The sequence below is a fragment of the Klebsiella sp. CTHL.F3a genome (assembly GCF_019890895.1).
Taxonomy (GTDB): Bacteria; Pseudomonadota; Gammaproteobacteria; order Enterobacterales; family Enterobacteriaceae; genus Klebsiella; species Klebsiella grimontii.
Window position 1 is genome coordinate 5,214,717 of sequence record NZ_CP082360.1, and the last position, 17,792, is coordinate 5,232,508.

A 17,792-nucleotide genomic window follows, 5' to 3' on the forward strand; every position below is an offset into this window, starting at 1 on the left:
GAACATATAAAAGTAAAAACAATACGATCATTGCTACATTGCAAGCAAAAAACAGATAGAAAAAAATGAAGAAAAAAGATTTTGTATTCATTTTTGGTTTCCTTTTTTGAATTTCGCATCTGCTTTACCTGCTTGATCATTGAGGATTTCTGTCGCCGCGCTACCCGAGGCATTACCTGCCATACCTGGCACTGGATTAATCGGCAGCGGTTTGGATATCCCCATTCCAACATCTGTCCAGATCCAGTCTTTCCATGGTTTCATTGGATTAAGGACTTTATCAAATGGCAATTCAACCAGTTTACCTGCACCATAACCCAGCCCGGAAGCAGCCCCGCTGATCAATCCACCTTTCAGAGGATCATCACCTTTGAGATAACTTGATGCGGCACCACTACCAGCATTAACCGCCATCGTTCCCCACAGCCCGGTTCCTGCTGTGAATGCACCGGTCCAGTATCCCAGAATAACGTCATTTGGATTTACTTCACCGTTAATCAGCAAGCCCACTCCAGCATTAGCTCCAGCACCTATCAAGCTGGTTGTTGCTGCTGCTCCCGGTAATAATGGCCATGCCATTGCACTACCTATTGCGGCTACTGCCGTTTCGCATGACACCGGCGTTCCACCACTGCACGCTTCCCTGATTTGCTCCTGCTGCTCTTTTGTCCATGACTCAACTGTTCTCGGCTTGTTGGCCTCTATAGCTGCCAGCACATGCGCCAGAGAGTTATTCTCAACCGCATTCTTCCCGGCCTGCGCCCCCGCCACCGCATCCCCGCTGCTGCATCCGCTCAGCCCCCCCATCAGTCCCGCCGCCAGCGTACTCAGCGCGCTTATCGTCGACTTCTGCTCATCCGACAGCTCTTCTGTCTTAACATCCGGATAATATTCCGCCGCTATCCAGCGGCCCAGCAGCTCGCCGCTCACCGCGCCTGCCGCCCCCGCCAGCGCGCTGTTATTTCCCGATGCCGCCGCTATCGCTCCCCACACCGCGTGCGCCATCGCATTGGCTTCCACATTCACCTTACCCGTCGCGCTGTCCGTCGTCTGGCTGTGAATGATTTCCGCCACATACGGACTCACTGCACCGCTCGCCGCCTGCGCCAGGTTGCCCCCCGCCAGACCCTGCATCGCCGCCGTTACCGCCTGCGCCACCTTCTGGTACTTTCCGCCCGTATCGTAGTCCGCCGTCGCCGTCCGGCTCACCTGCGCGCTGATTTGCTCCTCGCTCGGGCTGGCATTCCCTCCCGCTACCAGCTTCTCCCGCGCCGCTGCCCGCGCAGCCGGGTCGCCCTGCGCCGCCTGCGCGTTCAGCTTGCCCTGCGTCACCAGCACATCACTCACCTGGCGCCCGATTTCACCTATCTTCTGCGCTACCGCCAGCCGGTTCTGCTCTTTCTCCTTATCAAATATCGGACTCAGCGTCTGGTTCGCATGCGCCGCATCCCGGCTTAACTCCGTCACGTCCTGCTGCTGACTCGTGCCGTCGCGAATTACAATACTGCCCTCGCTCACCGCCGCCCGCGTCAGCGAACTGTCGCTGCCGCTGCCGTTCGCCCCCATCAGCAGACCACTGGCCGCATTCCCCAGGAACTGCCCCGCCACGCTACCGCTCGTGCTCGCCCCCGCGCTCTGCTGCTCCACGCTATACTCGGCAGAGTTTTTAATATCCCGGAAACCCAGCGTCCCGGTATCCAGCCGGTTCAGCTCCGCCGCCGCCGTGCTCGCCAGCACGCTGCCATTCAGCTGCGTATGCCCGCCCACCTTCACATCAAAACCGCCCTCGCCGGCAAAAATCCCCGTCTGCGCCTCCACCGACGCCCAGGTGCTGTGCATTTTGCTCTGGCTCAGGTTGAGAGAACCCGAACCGCCGCCCATGCTGCCGCTCGCCCCCACGCTGCCGCTACGCTGCTTCGAATCGTAGTTATCGCTGTCCTGCTCGCTGCTCAGCGTCAGGTTACGCCCGACGTCCATTGTCACCTGATGGCCGCTCACCTGCGCCCCGGTCAGCGTCGTATCGCGACCGCTGACGATAGTCATCCGCTCACCGGCGCTGAGGGTCGTTTCGTTATGGGTCAGGCTGTTGCCCCTCTCGTGGCCCTTCGCGGTGTTGGCGCTGGCGCTGACCGTCAGCCCATTCGCGCCCTGACCGAAGTTAATACCGACGCCAAACGAACTCCCATGGCTCTCATTTTTACCGCTCAGGGTGCTGGCGTTCTCCGCAGAGAATAAATTCACATCGCGCGCGGCATTGAGTAACGCGCTGCCGCCGGCCTGCAGATGGCTGCCCTCAACGTTGATATCCGTCTCAGTGGCGATAATGCTGAGATTGGTGCCGGCCATCAGGCTACTGCCGCGGCTGGTGTTCTGCGTTTGTCGCTGAGTGGATTTCGATGACTGGCTACCCCAGGAAAGGTTGACCCCTATCATGCTCTCCGGACTGGAATCCGCAGTCTGCATCTGCGATGCCTGATACGCCTGTACGCCCGATAATGCCGACTGCAGCCCGCTCAGCGCGGCGAGACGACCATTGCTCTCGGTGCTGGCCTGGTTGGCGCTGGAAACCGCGGTATTAATGGCGCTGCCCACCATCCCGGATAACGCCAGCGTCAGGCCGCTGGTTTTCTGCTCCACGGTATGGGTCTGGGTGCTCTGGTGTTCCGCTGCCAGAATATTCACGGTTTTACCGGTCAACGCCATATTGTTGCCGGCCACCAGGTCAGATCCCTGAACCGTCAACACATTACCGGCGCTCAGGCTAAGGTTGCCCTGTGAGCTTCCGACGGTACTGGCGGCGCTACTCAGCGTTGTCGTCGCGTCGGTGGCTTTCAGCGACGAACTGCCGACGCTGAAGCCAACACCGCCGGTGCCGGAAAAGCCGCTATGTTTCTCTTTACGTAGATGGTTTTCCTGGCGACTCTCCTCGGCGGTGGCGATGGTCAGGTTACGCCCCGCCACAAGGTTGACCTCCTGGGTACCGGCAACACCGCTGCCGGATACCAGCAGGTCGCGCCCGGCCTGCATCACAATACTGTCACCGCTAAAATTGCTGCCGATGGCGTTCTGCGCCCACACTTCATCGTGAGTGGTGAGCGAGCGGCGAGCCAGCAGGCCGCTGCTGCTTTGATGGCTGTTTTCCATCAGATGCCATGAGGACTCGCCGCTGCTGAGGTTAATGTCATTGCCGGCGGCAACCGTCAGGCTGCTGGTTGCCGTCACGCTGGCGGCGCGGGCATTCATATCGTGGCCGGCGGACAGCGCCACCGCGCCGCCGTTAATTTGCGTGCCGATATCGCTACGCTGGGTCAAAGAACGATCGTTGCCTTTCCCCCAATTTCCGCTTTCGCTGTGGGTGGTAGCGAGCGTCTGCAGGTTGAGATCGTTGCCGGCGATAATCTGCGTCTGGCTGCCCGCCGCGCTGTTACTCACCATGCTTGCCGTCAGATTAATGTTATGTAACGCCTGCAGCCCCAGCTGGCCGTTTTCATTCTGGACATAAATCCCCGCAGGCCGATCGAGGCTGACATTACCTGGGCCGCCGCCGAGGGTGCTGGCGCTGTTGATATCACGCCCGGCTTGCGCGTTCAGGCTATCGCCGCCCTGCAGCGTTCCGCCAATATTGTTGATATCAGTGCGCGCGTTTAGCGTAAGCTGGTTGCCGCCGATATAGCCGCTGTTATGAATGTTTTCCGCGGTTAGCTGCGTCACGCCGCGGCTGTGGATGTGCCCGCTGTTGGTCACATCACGGCTCACACTGAACGCCACGTTTTCACCGCCGAGCAACGCGCCGCTGCCATCAAGATCGCCCGCTTTAAGCCGCGCATAAACCTGCGGCACCAGCACCTGTTGCACAGAGCCATCCGTTAGCGTGACCTCTCTGGCGACCAGCCAGACCATATCGCTGGTCAGCAGCGCCATCTGCGCTGGCGTCAGCGCTACCCCGACCGTCAGGTTGTACTGTTTGGCGAAGGCGACGCCCGCGTCCATCAGCGCCCGGTACTGCTCTTCATCGTTACTGTAGCCCTGCAGGTAGCGCCCGCCGCTCAGTTTAACGATCTGCTCACGCACCAGCCGCTGTTCGTAATAGCCGTCGCCAAGCCGCTTCATCGCCTGATCAACGCCCAGCTGATTTTGCATGTAGTCGCTGGCGAGCCACGCTTTACCGTTGGTAAAACGCGGATCGGTTTCCACCAGATAGCCCGCAGTAGCCTGCGGATCGATCTGATACAGGCTGCTGACAGGAAGACGGGTATCCGGCGTGACGACGCGAATAACCGTTCCGTCAGCGTTAACCGGCGTCACTTCCACCAATCGTCCGGCGGGTAGTTCACCTGTTTCATCGGCGCGATCGCGCGGGGTAATCACACCGCTATGGCCATCAATTGGGGTATTGCCCTGCCACTTCATGGTTTGCAGATCGATAGTCTGAACCGTTGGCGTCGGTTCATATTCGCTGCTTTTTTTCCCCTGGCTGGTTTTGGTGCCGCCAAACGGGCGGCTGGTCTTTTTTTCATACCAACGAGTCTGGGTGCCGACGTCGGTGGTCACCCGTTTACCGGTCGTGGCGACATTGTTTAGTTCGCCAATCACGCCACCAAGCGCTCCTCCGGCGATAATCTGGCTGTCGTAGTTATTCAGCTTATCGCTGTTGATGATGAGCCGGCCGCCGGAGAGGATTTTGCTGGGATCGCTTTCCACCACCTGCGTTTCCACAACGGTACGCTGGTACTGATATTCATAGAACTCATCGCCGCGGCTACCGTCCGGCATGATGGCGTCGTGAACGCCGTATTTGTTTTTATAGCTGGTATCGACCAGCGACCAGTCGAAGCGCTGTACCGATCCTTTCAGCGCCGCTTCATGGCGCCATGACTGCTCGACCATCACATCTTTCGTCACCAGATGGTCGTTGTAGTTATTGATTTGTTGGATATCGAGCGCCATATCACCAGCGGACTCAAGCGTTGCGCTGTGGTTATTAAAGACTCCCGCCCGGCCGCTGAGCGAACCGTCTTCGGCAAGTTGGCCGCCAATGGCGAGCGTACCGTCGCTGAAGATCAGCGCGTGATCCTGGTTATTGAGCGTGCCGACGCCCATTGCCAGCGATGCTCGTGCAGCAATCGTCGCCGCCACGCCGTTCTCCGCGGCGTTAATCAGCGTTGCCGCCTGCAGCGCGACGGCGTCGCCGTACAGGCGCCCGCTACCGATATTGGTTAACGTTGTGGCGACAATATGGGTTAAACCACCGTCAATCAGCCCCCGATTGACTAACTCGCCATTAACCGTCGAATGGTTCTCGCCAGCGCTGATTTCACCTTCCTGACGGTTATCCAGCTTCGCCGCATAGAGATTGAGCGCCTGGCCAACGCTGATAACCCCCTGATTAATCAGCGCCAATCCGGAGAGATTCCACTGCAGGTTGCCGTTGGCGATGATCATCCCGGCGTGATGAAACGCCTGACGCAACGTTAGTGACATATCGCCTTGAGAGAGCACCTCGCCATCGCCGCTGAGGGAATCGGCATCGAGAATAAGTTTGCTCGCGGCCAGTAGCGTCCCGCCCGTATTAGCCAGCGCCAGGTTGACGCCTGCTATATCCAGAGCGGCGGCGGAGACGATCTGCCCCTGCCGGTTATCCAGCCCCCGATTGTGGATGGTGATGTTCAGGTTACCGCCGGACTGCAGTTCTCCCTGACGGTTATCAACAGCGGCGCTGTGAATACGCAGGACATCAACGGCGGTAATTGTGCCCTGCTGATTATCCAGTAAACCGCTCGTCTTCAGGTTGACGCTGCCCCGCTGCGCCGAGCCAACCTGCCCGTGACGATTGTTAAGATTTTCAGCCTGTAGCCGGATGTCGCCGCTGGCGATGATATTCCCCTGCGAGTTATCCACCCCATGGCGCGCAGTGAGCTGAACGTCGCCCTGCGCCGCGCTGATTTTTCCGCCATGGTTGGTCAAATTGTCGGCGTCAAGCTTGATATTGCCATTTGCGGCAAGAACGCCTTCGCGGTTATCCAGCCCCCCTTCAGCGCTCATGGCCAGGTCGCCCTGCGCCGCAATCAATTGCCCCTGCTGGTTCCGAAGGCTTGCTACTTGTAGAGAAAGGCTACCGCCAGCAACGATATTCCCTTGTGAATTTTCCAGCTCATGACGCGTAGTGAGCTGGGCATTGCCTTGCGTCGTACTGATTTTACCGCTGCGATTATTAATGTTATCGGAGTACAAAACGATATTGCCGTTAGCGGCAATAGTGCCTTGGCCGTTGTCCAGCACGCCATCGCTGGTAATAGACATGCCGCCGCTGCCGGTATGCAACAGCGTTCCGTTTTGATTGAGCAACTGGCTGGTGCTGAGCGTCAATGCATGGCTGTTGCTGGCAATCTCTCCGCCGTGGTTATCCAATCCCGCGCGAAAATCAAGGCGTAGATCGTCCTCGCCCGTGTGCTGGATTACGCCCTGCTGGTTATCCAGCGCCATTGCTTTCAGCTCAAGCTGGCTGGCCGTCAACAGGCCACTGTGGTTTTTGAGTTTACCGCTGGCGGCCAACTGGAGTTTTTCGCTGGCCGCCACCACCGCATCTCGGGTTGTGATATCGCCGGACGCGGCGCTGACCACGATCCGCGCCCCCGAGGTTCGACTGTTATCAAGATCCACCGCCCTGCCCTGCGCCGTCAGCGTCCCTGCCGCCATATTGCGGCCATTCAGCGCCAGCGAAGTCTGGCTATTCAGCGTCAGCGCGCCGCTGCTGGCGGAAGAACCATCGCTATTTAATCCGGCGGCGAGCGTGCTGTTTTGCACGCTACGCAAAGCGTTGGCGGCAATCCGCGTATCACCTTGCGCGGCGATAATGCCGTCATTGGTTAGCGTCGCGCTGGCCGTCACCAGGCTATCTTTTCCGGCGTACAGCTGGCCCTGGTTGTGAAGATCGCCCTTAACGGACAGTTGCAGATTCTGCGCGGACTGAATCATGCCGCTGTTGCTGAGCGCGCCATCAGCGCTGATTGCTACGTCCCCCGTCGCCGCGCCGATATTGCCGGCATTGTGAACGCCTACGCCGCGCTCGGTACCGACAAGACGAATTTTATGGGCGTACATCCCGCCCAGCGCGCTGACGTCTATCGCCACCGCTGGCGCCGCACTGCCGTCGGTTGATTTTGCCGTCGTCCGACTGTGCGCCGCATCGATCTGATTACGCCCTGCTGTGACCTTTAGCTCCTGCGCCCAAACCCCGGCGTTGATTTTCACCGCGCGGGCGAGCAGGTCGGTGCTGTCTACCGAGCTCGCATCAAGCCCGCCGCCCTGTACGATAATTTCGCCGCGATTGACATCGTAACCGCTAATCTGCCCGTTGCTGTACTGCACCTGACCTGTCGTCAGCGTCGCGCGGCTGGCATTGATAAACCCGCAGCCGTCGCAGCTAATTCCGCCAGGGTTAGCGATCACCACCTGCGCTTTCTGCCCGGCAACCTCGATATAGCCATTCAGCCGGCTCGGATCACGGGTATTCACCTCGTTGAGGATCACTCTGGCTTCCCCCTTCGCCAGATTCGGGTTACCGGCGACCATCCCGGCCAGTTGGGTTGAAGTGCTGGCGTGGCTGTTATTCAGCACCACGCCGCGCCCATCGACGTCAAACTGGCTGTAGACGTTGCGCGAAACGCCTGCGCCGCTCGGTGTCTGAATATTGACCTGCGGCGTGCCATTGGCGCTATTGACGATCTGCGGTTGCTGGCCGCCAGGCGCAGGGTTATCGGCGACAATCGCTGCCTGAACCGGGGTGAGACAGGAAAACGCGAGCAGAAAGCCAAAGGCCAGCGGCGCCAGGGTGGACGTCAGCGTCGACCCGGTTCGCGCGTCGGCGCCGGATTGCGGCGACACGCCCGCCCGATGAGAGTGGGTCGTTTCCGCCACTACCATCAGCATCCCGCGAGCCTTATTAAATACGATTCGATAAAAGCGTTTATTCATTGCCGTTACTCGTCATCCGTTGTCCACCGCGGCGCGGAAAATCATCCCTGTGCGCAGCACGCGCCGCCGGACGGCGCGTGAGTAAAAGTCAGTAGCTCCAGCTGACGCTGAAACCAAAAGTTGCCGGTTCGGTTTTAAAACCATCGGGTTTGTCTAAAGGGATACCGGCGAACAGGTCGTAGCTGGCGCGTAGGTACTGGCCGCGCAGCCCTGCCACGCCTCCGGCGAGGTGTTTGCCCACCAGCGTTTCACTGCCTGCGCCGCCGACTTCGCCGTAATCCGCTCCCAGATAAAACTCCTGCCCCGGTAACGGGGTCGACCAGGCGATATCGTTACGTACGTACCAGCCGTGGCTGGCGGTCAGGGTGCGCTCGCCGTCAAAGCCGCGAACCGTCCAGCGGTTGCCGATGGAAAACATATCCGGCGAAGTCAGCGCCGTGCTGCTCATCTGCCGCTGATAGCGACTGGTAAAGCGAAAACGTTGCCCGCCCAAGGCAAAAGGCAAATTGAGCTGAGCATTAAATTGCAGGATCTTGCTGAGGGCGGTTGCTTCCCCCCACTGCTCTTCCGGCGCGGGTTGAGCGCCGAACCAGCGGGTACCGCGCTGGTAGCTCACTCCGCCATCGAGAGTGGCGTTGCCAAGGTAATGGCGATGCTGCAGACCAAGCTTCCAGGCCGCCGTTTGCCGCCGCTGGACGGCAATCTCGGTGTCGTTAATAAAGTTCTGCTGCTCGCGGGCTAACACATCGGCGCTAAGAGTGGTCTTCTGACTACCGCTACGGTGCAGTACGCGGCTAAGCTGGAAATCAACGTTCTTGCTTTTACCGCTGTACTGGTAATCGCCGTTAGCCCCCGCCACGGTTTGCACGTAATCGTACTGGCTGGCGGTTAACAGGAACTGCCAGTAGCCCAGCGGGACCGAATAGTGGCCGGTCAGGTTCTTCGAGGATTTACCGCCGTTGCCATCGAGGTTATGTGAACCGGAAAGGTAAAAAAGATCGCTTAAGGCTAGCGGGTTATCCAGTGACAGCGTCAGGTTCCCCTGATAACGGCCGGTGGCATTAGAGCCGGAATCATCGAGCGAGGCGTCGACGCGCCAGAAGCGCTCCTGTTGGCGGTTAATGACAATATCGCTTTGCCCCGGCATCTCGCCCGGAACAATTTCCATGCTGGCCTGTACCGTCGGCAGGCGCTGCAGATTTTCCAGCCCCTGTTCAATATCGCGCAAATCCAACAGTTTCCCATCAGTCGCCGGAAATGCGCTCGCCAGCCACAGATAATCATCGCTCTGCGCCGTAAGCCTGGCTTCACGGATATATCCCGGCATCACTACCAGGCGTAAAACACCGCTTTTTAAGTCCTGCTGCGGAGCAAGGATCCGGCTGGTGATATAACCGCGGTCGATTAATATATTTTGCAATTGGGCCATCAGTAGATTTATTCCCTTTCCTCCCAGACAACGCCCAATCACTTTATTTTTCTGGCGCTGGAGCGGAAGCCAATGCGGTAAGGCTTCGGCGCCCTGCAAAATAACCTGAGAAATAGCAAAGCAAGGTTGTTCTACGGGAAATAGCCCATTATCGACATTTATTCCTTCCGCGGATAAATGAATATCCGGTGACGGCGGCGCGATCTGACTTTCCAGGGCATGCTGGCGCTGCTGCTGGTTGATGAACTGCTGCTCACGTACGGTATCCGCAGGCGCGGCGTACCCCCACACTGGCAGCGCAGAGATAATAAAAACCTTATGAATTAAACTCCATTTATTCATTATTTTTTAAGCTAGGGCTATCCATGTCGATGACAAGCATTCAATAATGGCAATTAAATACATGCGAACGCACACAAATATCAACTCATATTAATAAGGCAATCACCGCAATAATAATTCAACGGCGAATTCATCAATTGCGGGATATTTTTATTGGATCGGTGAATATATTTCAGTAATAAAGGTGAAATGTGAATTCATTACGAAATGAGAATAATGAGTTTGAATTGATATAATCTGCCGCTGGTATGACTCGTGCCACACCACAAACCCCTGTGATCTCAATCACATATTTTCCTCCTGCTCACTTCATAGCCAACCGCTTACCCCGGCTAGCGACCGCTTAACCCCGCATATAACCACTCACCGATTTACCCAACTTTACGCACACGGCGTTCTGGCAAGATCGGAGCCAGCATAGCTAATCAATACCTCCACCAACCCAAACACAAAACCAGACGGCTTCGGCCAATTATTAATCTAATTAACGCCAGGTTTTACTATGGATACCAAAAAACTACTCAAGCACATACCTTGGGTGATTCTCGGAATCATCGGGGCATTTTGCCTCTCAGTCGTCGCTCTGCGCCGCGGTGAGCACGTCAGTGCGCTGTGGATCGTGGTGGCGTCGGTTTCCGTCTACCTCGTCGCCTACCGTTATTACAGCCTGTACATCGCGCAAAAGGTGATGAAGCTCGACCCTACGCGCTCTACGCCAGCGGTCATAAACAACGATGGCCTGAACTACGTCCCGACCAACCGCTACGTGCTGTTCGGCCACCACTTTGCCGCTATCGCTGGCGCCGGTCCGCTGGTAGGGCCGGTGCTCGCCGCGCAGATGGGCTACCTGCCGGGTACCCTGTGGCTGCTGGCGGGCGTCGTGCTGGCCGGGGCGGTGCAGGACTTTATGGTGCTGTTTATCTCCTCGCGGCGTAACGGCGCCTCGCTGGGAGAAATGATCAAGCAGGAGATGGGTCCGGTGCCGGGTTCCATCGCGCTGTTCGGCTGCTTCCTGATAATGATCATCATCCTCGCAGTGCTGGCGTTAATCGTGGTGAAAGCGCTGGCGGAAAGCCCGTGGGGCGTATTCACCGTCTGCTCGACCGTGCCGATTGCCCTGTTTATGGGTATCTATATGCGCTTCCTGCGCCCTGGCCGCGTGGGTGAAGTTTCAGTTATCGGTATCGTGCTGCTGGTGGCATCCATCTGGTTCGGCGGCATCATTGCCCACGACCCGTACTGGGGCCCGGCGCTGACCTTTAAAGACACCACCATTACCTTTACCCTGATTGGCTACGCGTTCATCTCCGCGCTGCTGCCGGTATGGCTGATTCTGGCGCCGCGCGATTATCTGGCCACCTTCCTGAAAATCGGCGTGATCGTCGGCCTGGCGCTGGGGATCGTTATCCTCAACCCGGACCTGAAAATGCCGGCAGTGACCCAGTACATTGATGGTACCGGCCCGCTGTGGAAAGGCGCCCTGTTCCCGTTCCTGTTTATCACCATCGCCTGCGGCGCGGTCTCTGGCTTCCACGCCCTGATCGCCTCTGGTACGACGCCGAAGCTACTGGCCAACGAAACCGATGCCCGTTTTATCGGCTACGGCGCGATGCTGATGGAATCTTTCGTCGCTATCATGGCGCTGGTTGCGGCATCGATTATCGAACCGGGCCTCTACTTTGCCATGAACACCCCACCGGCTGGCCTCGGCATTACCATGCCGAACCTGCACGAAATGGGCGGTGAAAACGCCGCGCTGATTGCCGCGCAGTTGAGGGATGTCACCGCGCACGCGGCGGCGACCGTTAGCTCCTGGGGCTTTGTGATCTCTCCTGAGCAAATCCTGCAAACCGCGAAAGATATCGGCGAACCGTCGGTACTGAACCGCGCGGGCGGCGCGCCGACGCTGGCCGTGGGTATCGCTCACGTATTCCACAAAATCATCCCGATGGCGGATATGGGCTTCTGGTACCACTTCGGTATTCTGTTTGAAGCGCTGTTTATCCTCACCGCGCTGGATGCCGGTACCCGTGCAGGCCGCTTTATGCTGCAGGATCTGCTGGGCAACTTCGTGCCGTTCCTCAAGAAAACCGACTCGCTGGTGGCCGGTGTTATCGGTACCGCGGGCTGCGTCGGCCTGTGGGGCTACCTGCTGTATCAGGGTGTGGTCGACCCGCTGGGCGGCGTGAAGAGCCTGTGGCCGCTGTTCGGCATCTCTAACCAGATGCTGGCCGCCGTGGCGCTGGTGCTCAGCACCGTGGTGCTGGTCAAAATGCAGCGCACCAAATATATCTGGGTCACCGTGATCCCGGCCGCTTGGCTGCTACTGTGCACCACCTGGGCGCTAGGTCTGAAACTGTTCAGCACCAACCCGCAGATGGAAGGCTTCTTCTTCATGGCGCAGCAGTACAAAGAGAAGATCGCTTCCGGCGGCGAACTGACCGCGCAGCAGATTGCCAACATGAACCATATCGTGGTGAACAACTACACCAACGCGGGTCTGAGCATTCTGTTCCTGGTGGTGGTTTACAGCATCATTTTCTACGGCATCAAAACCTGGCTCAACGTGCGCAACAATAAAGTGCGTACCGACAAGGAGACCCCGTACGTGCCGGTACCGGAAGGCGGCGTGAAGACCTCTTCCCATCACTAAACCTTAATGCCGGATAGCGCTACGCTTATCCGGTCTACACAAACGAATGTTTGTAGGCCGGATAAGGCGCTAGCCGCCATCCGGCTTTATTCGTTCTCTGGGACTCACAATGTTTGGTAACTTAGGTCAGGCAAAAAAATACCTCGGTCAGGCAGCGAAAATGCTGATCGGCATTCCGGATTACGATAATTACGTCGAGCATATGCAGACTAACCATCCGGACCAGCCGTACATGACCTACGACGAATTCTTTCGCGAACGCCAGCAGGCCCGCTACGGCGGCGACGGCAAAGGCGGCGTACGCTGCTGCTAATGGAGGCAAACATGGCACCGATTGCAGTTACCCTGTTAACCGGTTTTCTTGGCGCCGGTAAAACCACCCTGCTGCGCCATATCCTGAACGAACGGCACGGCTTTAAAATTGCCGTTATTGAAAACGAATTTGGCGAAGTCGCCATCGATAACCAGCTTATCGGCGATCGCGCCACGCAGATTAAAACTCTGACCAACGGCTGTATCTGCTGTACCCGCTCCAACGAGCTGGAAGACGCCCTGCTCGATCTGCTCGACAGCCTCGATCGCGGAGACATCGCGTTTGACCGGCTGGTGATCGAATGCACCGGCATGGCCGACCCCGGCCCGATCATCCAGACCTTTTTCTCTCACGATGTGCTGTGTGAACGCTACCTGCTGGATGGGGTGATTGCGCTGGTTGACGCGGTTCATGCCGACCAGCAGATGAATCAGTTCACCATCGCCCAGTCGCAGGTGGGCTATGCCGATCGCATCCTGCTCAGCAAAACTGACGTGGCGGGCGACAGCGACAAGCTCCGCGAACGGCTGATACGAATTAACGCCCGCGCGCCGATTTACAACGTCACCCACGGCGATATCGACCTGAACCTGCTGTTTAACACCAGCGGCTTTATGCTGGAAGAGAACGTGGTCAGCAGCAAACCGCGCTTCCACTTTATGGCCGATAAGCAGAACGACGTGTCGTCTATCGTAGTGGAGCTGGATTATCCGGTGGATATCAGTGAGGTGTCGCGGGTGATGGAAAACCTGCTGCTCACCTTTGCAGAACAGCTGATGCGCTATAAAGGGATGCTGTGGATCGATGGCGAGCCCAACCGCCTGCTGTTCCAGGGCGTTCAACGGCTATACAGCGCCGACTGGGATCGGCCGTGGGGCGATGAGCGGCCGCACAGCACTCTGGTATTTATTGGAATACAGCTTCCGGAAGATGAGATTCGCACCACATTTGCGAGCCTTCGCAAGTAGCCACGCAGCTTATCCCCCTCTTCGGGAGGGGGAGTGCGCGAATGAAATGTAAAATTCTGTTCTTATATGTAACAACAGAAATGTTTTTGGAAATAATTAGAAAGGCAATTATTGCGTCAACAACCGATTTTTCTCGCCCGTTCAGCGAATATTTAGCCAAAAGATTCAACTCACGCTCAACGGCTAAAGATTAGCCATTGACTCCGCAGTAAAAACAACTAACAAACAACACAAATAAATATATCTAATAACAAAATTAGCATAAAACAGTCATCGCTAGCTGATTTGCAGTCATAAAAATCGATTGTTAAGGTGCCCTCCGCGTAATGTAATGATGAGGCATAAAACATGAAAAAGATGAATATCCTTCTTCTCTCGGCGTTGACTGCCGTCTCGGGATCCGCGCTCGCGATGGGCGGCACCGTTGAGCAGGGCAAGAACTTCACCAACCTGAATCTGGAAATGGGGAAATCCTCCTCTGGCCTGTATGTGGAAAGCAACTGGCTCAAAAATACCGATGACGGTACCCAGACAGGCGGCGTCGGCGCGGGTTATAACCTGGAACTCGGCCCGGTGATGTTCAACGCCGGCGCGAAAGCCATCTACCTCGGCCCAAAAAAAGGCGATAACGGCGTAGCCTTTCCCATTGGCGGCGGCGTCAATGTGGCCCTGACCGACAGCATTCATCTCTATGGTGAGGGCTACGCCGCACCGGAGGGCCTGAACAACAGCGTCAAAAACTACGTTGAAGCCAACGGCGGCGTAAGCTGGACGCCCATCACCCCGGTGACGCTGAAAGTGGGCTATCGTCATGTCAGCGTCGACGGCAAAGATGGCCGCCCGGGCCACACGCTGATTGACGGCGCCTATGTCGGCGGTGGGGTTACCTTCTGATGAACAGCCGCTTCGCCGCGCTTTGCGTTTTGAGCTTCACCATGCTGCTGTCAGGCTGCGTCCAGTACAAATGGGTGAAGCCGGGCGTCAGCGATACGGAGATGAATAAAAAGCTCACGGAATGCGAAGCGCAGGCGCTGATCGATCTCCCCCCGGATAACGTCGTTACCGGTTCAAGCTCGGAAAAAACGGACAAAAAGAACAAGAAAAAGGATATTTCCACCAGCTATACGGTTGAGGATGCCAATGAGGGGCGCAGAGATACGCTCGTCGACAGCTGCATGTTTAAGAGCGGCTGGGATAAGATTGAAGTTCAGTGAATACAAAAAAACCTGCCGGATGGCAGGTTTTTGTCTTTCACGCCGTTATTTATGCACGACCACCAGCTTCTGATTCACAAACTCTTTAATCCCGAGATCGGAAAGCTCGCGGCCAAACCCGGAACGCTTAACGCCGCCAAACGGCAGCTCCGGCGCGGTATCGGTTAGCCAGTTGATATAGACCATCCCGGTTTCAATCCGCGAGGCCATGCGTTTCGCTCTTTCGATATCCTGGCTGAATACGGCTCCGCCAAGGCCATAGTGCGAATCGTTAGCCAGCTTCACCACCTCATCGTCATCTTTCACCACGTAGATTTGCGCAACCGGGCCGAAGAACTCTTCGAAGTAGGCCGGGTTATCGCGGGTAATACCGGTGAGTATGGTGGGCTCGAAAAAGCTGCCCTCACGCTGCACGGGTTTACCGCCCAGGTGCAGCTTCGCGCCGTTTTTCACCGCGTCACTCACCTGCCTGGTCAGTGTGTCCAGCGCATCTTTTGAGGAGAGCGGCCCCAGCGTCGTGCTCTCATCCAGCGGATCGCCGATTTTCACCTGACGGAAGGCCTCGGTAAACTGGTTCAGGAACGAGTCGGCAATTTTTTCATGCAGGATAAAGCGCTTCGCCGCGGTGCACACCTGGCCTGCGTTGTTGAGCCGCGCCTGCACGCCGATCTTCACCGCCTTCGCCAGATCGGCATCGTCCAGGACCACAAAGACATCGTTTCCGCCCAGTTCAAGCGTCGCTTTCTTGATGTGTTTAGCCGCCTGCGCCGCCACCACGCCACCGGCTTTTTCCGACCCGGTCAGGGCCGCACCCTGTACGCGATCGTCGGCGATAATCTTCGCCACCTGATCCTGAGAAATAAACAGGTTAGTCCACGCCCCTTCCGGCGCGCCGGCTTCACGTACCAGGTGGGCGAAGGTTTCCGCACAGTGCGGGACGATGCTGGCATGTTTAGCGATAACCGGGTTCCCCGCCGCCAGGTTCGGCGCCAGTACGCGCATAAGCTGGTAATAAGGGAAGTTCCACGGTTCTACAGCCATCAACACGCCGATAGGATGGTGTTCAACCCAGGCTTCGCCCAAATCTGACGGATACTTCACCGGCGCCAAAAACTGTTTGGCGTTGTCGGCATAGTAACGAGCAATTTGCGCGCACAGCTTCACTTCACCGCGGCTTTGCTCAATCAGTTTGCCCATCTCCTGGCTGGCGATTTTAGCCAACTCTTCAACCCGGCTGTCGATCAAGTCCGCCAGTTTATGCAGTACCGGCAGGCGCTGGTCAATATCCCCTTTCGCCCACGGCGAATGATAAAGCGCATCCGCCTTCTGCAGAGCCGCTTCTACGTCCGCGTCACTGTGTGCCGGAAACTCTTTAATAAGCTGGTTATTGGCAGGATTCACCGTCTGATAAGCCATATCGTATGTCTCCTTGTTATCGCTGTTAACGCAGTCATAAATACCGCACAGGATATTAAGGGTAGTCGAGATAGCTGAGGATGCGGCCAAACTCAGAGAGATACAGAATTTTCCAGAAATGAAACAGATCGCCCTATCGGCATATATCGCTCAGAAATAAAAACTTAATATCAATGAGTTAGTGAATAACGGCCCGAATGTCCGCCTCAGACAAACCGGTAATTCTCAGCACCGTTTCCAGGGCCATACCTTCGGCGAGCATCGTTTGAGCAATACGCAGCGCTTCGGCCCGCTGCCCCTCCTAAACGCCCTCAAGTCGACCTTCCCGCTTCCCCTGCCTGCGCCCCACTTCGCGGATAAATTTCCCCAACCGAAGCGCTTTGCCCGAGTGAATCAGGTAATTAAACAGCGTGTTAGCTGCCTGTCATTAGCGTATCCGCTAAGCAAAATGGCCGTCAGAGGTTCCATAAAACCCAGCCAATCGCGCTGATAAATATATTTTGCATCAGCTCCAGTCAGGCGACTCTTCGATGTTGGACAATTTCGTCATCAGGCACAGCGATAATATCCACCAGCGGAAACGGCATGGTATAAACAGCTATCCCTCTCAGCTAAGGAGCCCATCGTGAGCCATACGCGCGATATTCAGCAAACCTTCTGGCGCGACGAACAGCTGCCCTGGCTGGAGCTGCGCAGTACCTGGAACAGCCGCCAGGCCTATAAACGTCACCGCCATCCGCAGCTCTCCGTGGGGGCGATTATCGAGGGGGAAACGCGCTGTATCTGCAACGGGCAGGAGTATCTGCTGCGGCCGGGCGATCTGATTACTATCCCCGCCCAGGCCCCCCACAGCTGCAATCCGCGCGACGGCCAGCCGCGCAGCTACCATATGCTCTATCTCGAGCTAAGCTGGTGCCGGCGACAGCTGGCCAACGATATGCATCAAGAGCGGTTAATAGCCTCCCAGCCGGTAATACGCGATGCCGAACTCTTTGCCCGGTATTTGCAAATCGTGGAATTGATGAGCCAGCAGAACACCGCCACGTTACCCGAAAGCGTCGCCCGATTGCTGCGCGGCCTGCCGCTGCGCCCGCTCGCGCCTGCAGCGCTAAGCCAAACCAGCGCGCGTTTGTTCAGTCGTCTGGCAACCAATCTGCAGGCGCCGCCGACGCTGGATAGCCTCGCCGATGAGTTTTCGCTGCGTAAAGAGACGCTGATCCGCGCCTTCAAGCAGGATACCGGCCTGACGCCCGCCAGCTTTATCAATATCGCGCGGATTGAATTCGCCAAAACGCGTCTGCGCGCCGGGGATAATATCGCCGATGTGGGCTACCAGGCCGGGTTTGCCGACCAGAGCCACTTTCATAAAACCTTTGTCAGCTATACCGCCGCCACGCCGCGCCAGTATGCGCAATCTCGATCAATAACAGACAATAATTAGCGTTCGCGCTGGCGTAGGGTGACCTCAGGTTATTACTGAGGT

Annotated in this window: 9 protein-coding genes and 1 pseudogene; 6 read left to right on the forward strand and 4 right to left on the reverse strand. The window is 57.1% G+C overall.

What is annotated here, in order from left to right; all coding sequences use genetic code 11:
• Window positions 1-87: 87 nt before the first annotated feature.
• Window positions 88-7,974 carry a two-partner secretion domain-containing protein gene (locus K7H21_RS24445; RefSeq protein ID WP_223035422.1) on the reverse strand — a complete coding sequence of 2,629 codons (7,887 nt, stop codon included), beginning with the start codon at window positions 7,972-7,974 and terminating at the stop codon, window positions 88-90.
• Window positions 7,975-8,062: 88 nt separating this feature from the next.
• A complete protein-coding gene (locus tag K7H21_RS24450) occupies window positions 8,063-9,745 on the reverse strand; it encodes a ShlB/FhaC/HecB family hemolysin secretion/activation protein (RefSeq protein ID WP_223035423.1) in 1,683 nt (560 codons plus the stop codon).
• Between the two features lie 502 nt (window positions 9,746-10,247).
• Here K7H21_RS24450 and K7H21_RS24455 point away from each other — a divergent pair.
• The 5 genes from K7H21_RS24455 to K7H21_RS24475 all read left to right on the forward strand — a co-directional run bounded on the left by K7H21_RS24455 (window position 10,248) and on the right by K7H21_RS24475 (window position 14,893).
• A complete protein-coding gene (locus K7H21_RS24455; RefSeq protein ID WP_223035424.1) occupies window positions 10,248-12,398 on the forward strand; it encodes a carbon starvation CstA family protein in 2,151 nt (716 codons plus the stop codon).
• 109 nt (window positions 12,399-12,507) lie between these two features.
• A complete protein-coding gene (locus K7H21_RS24460; RefSeq protein WP_004108577.1) occupies window positions 12,508-12,711 on the forward strand; it encodes a YbdD/YjiX family protein in 204 nt (67 codons plus the stop codon).
• Between the two features lie 11 nt (window positions 12,712-12,722).
• Window positions 12,723-13,679, forward strand: a complete 957-nt coding sequence (gene yjiA, locus K7H21_RS24465; RefSeq protein ID WP_223035425.1) for a GTPase — start codon at window positions 12,723-12,725, stop codon at window positions 13,677-13,679.
• A 348-nt stretch (window positions 13,680-14,027) separates the two neighbouring features.
• Complete coding sequence (locus K7H21_RS24470) at window positions 14,028-14,573, forward strand: YfaZ family outer membrane protein (protein ID WP_087828874.1); 546 nt, start codon at window positions 14,028-14,030, stop codon at window positions 14,571-14,573.
• On the forward strand, window positions 14,573-14,893 hold the full coding sequence (locus tag K7H21_RS24475; protein ID WP_004128569.1) for a hypothetical protein: 321 nt from the start codon (window positions 14,573-14,575) through the stop codon (window positions 14,891-14,893). Before K7H21_RS24470 ends, K7H21_RS24475 begins: the two co-directional genes overlap by 1 nt.
• Before the next feature lie 45 nt (window positions 14,894-14,938).
• On the opposite strand, the gene K7H21_RS24480 is transcribed toward K7H21_RS24475, so the two are convergent.
• On the reverse strand, window positions 14,939-16,309 hold the full coding sequence (locus K7H21_RS24480; protein WP_004128567.1) for an NAD-dependent succinate-semialdehyde dehydrogenase: 1,371 nt from the start codon (window positions 16,307-16,309) through the stop codon (window positions 14,939-14,941).
• Between the two features lie 518 nt (window positions 16,310-16,827).
• Window positions 16,828-16,905 (reverse strand): annotated as a pseudogene (locus K7H21_RS29435) (hypothetical protein); the annotation flags it as partial.
• A gap of 29 nt (window positions 16,906-16,934) precedes the next feature.
• Here K7H21_RS29435 and K7H21_RS24485 point away from each other — a divergent pair.
• The gene (locus K7H21_RS24485) at window positions 16,935-17,750 is read left to right on the forward strand and encodes an AraC family transcriptional regulator (protein ID WP_049113054.1); all 816 of its coding nucleotides are present in this window, start codon (window positions 16,935-16,937) and stop codon (window positions 17,748-17,750) included.
• The last annotated feature ends 42 nt before the right edge of the window (window positions 17,751-17,792 follow it).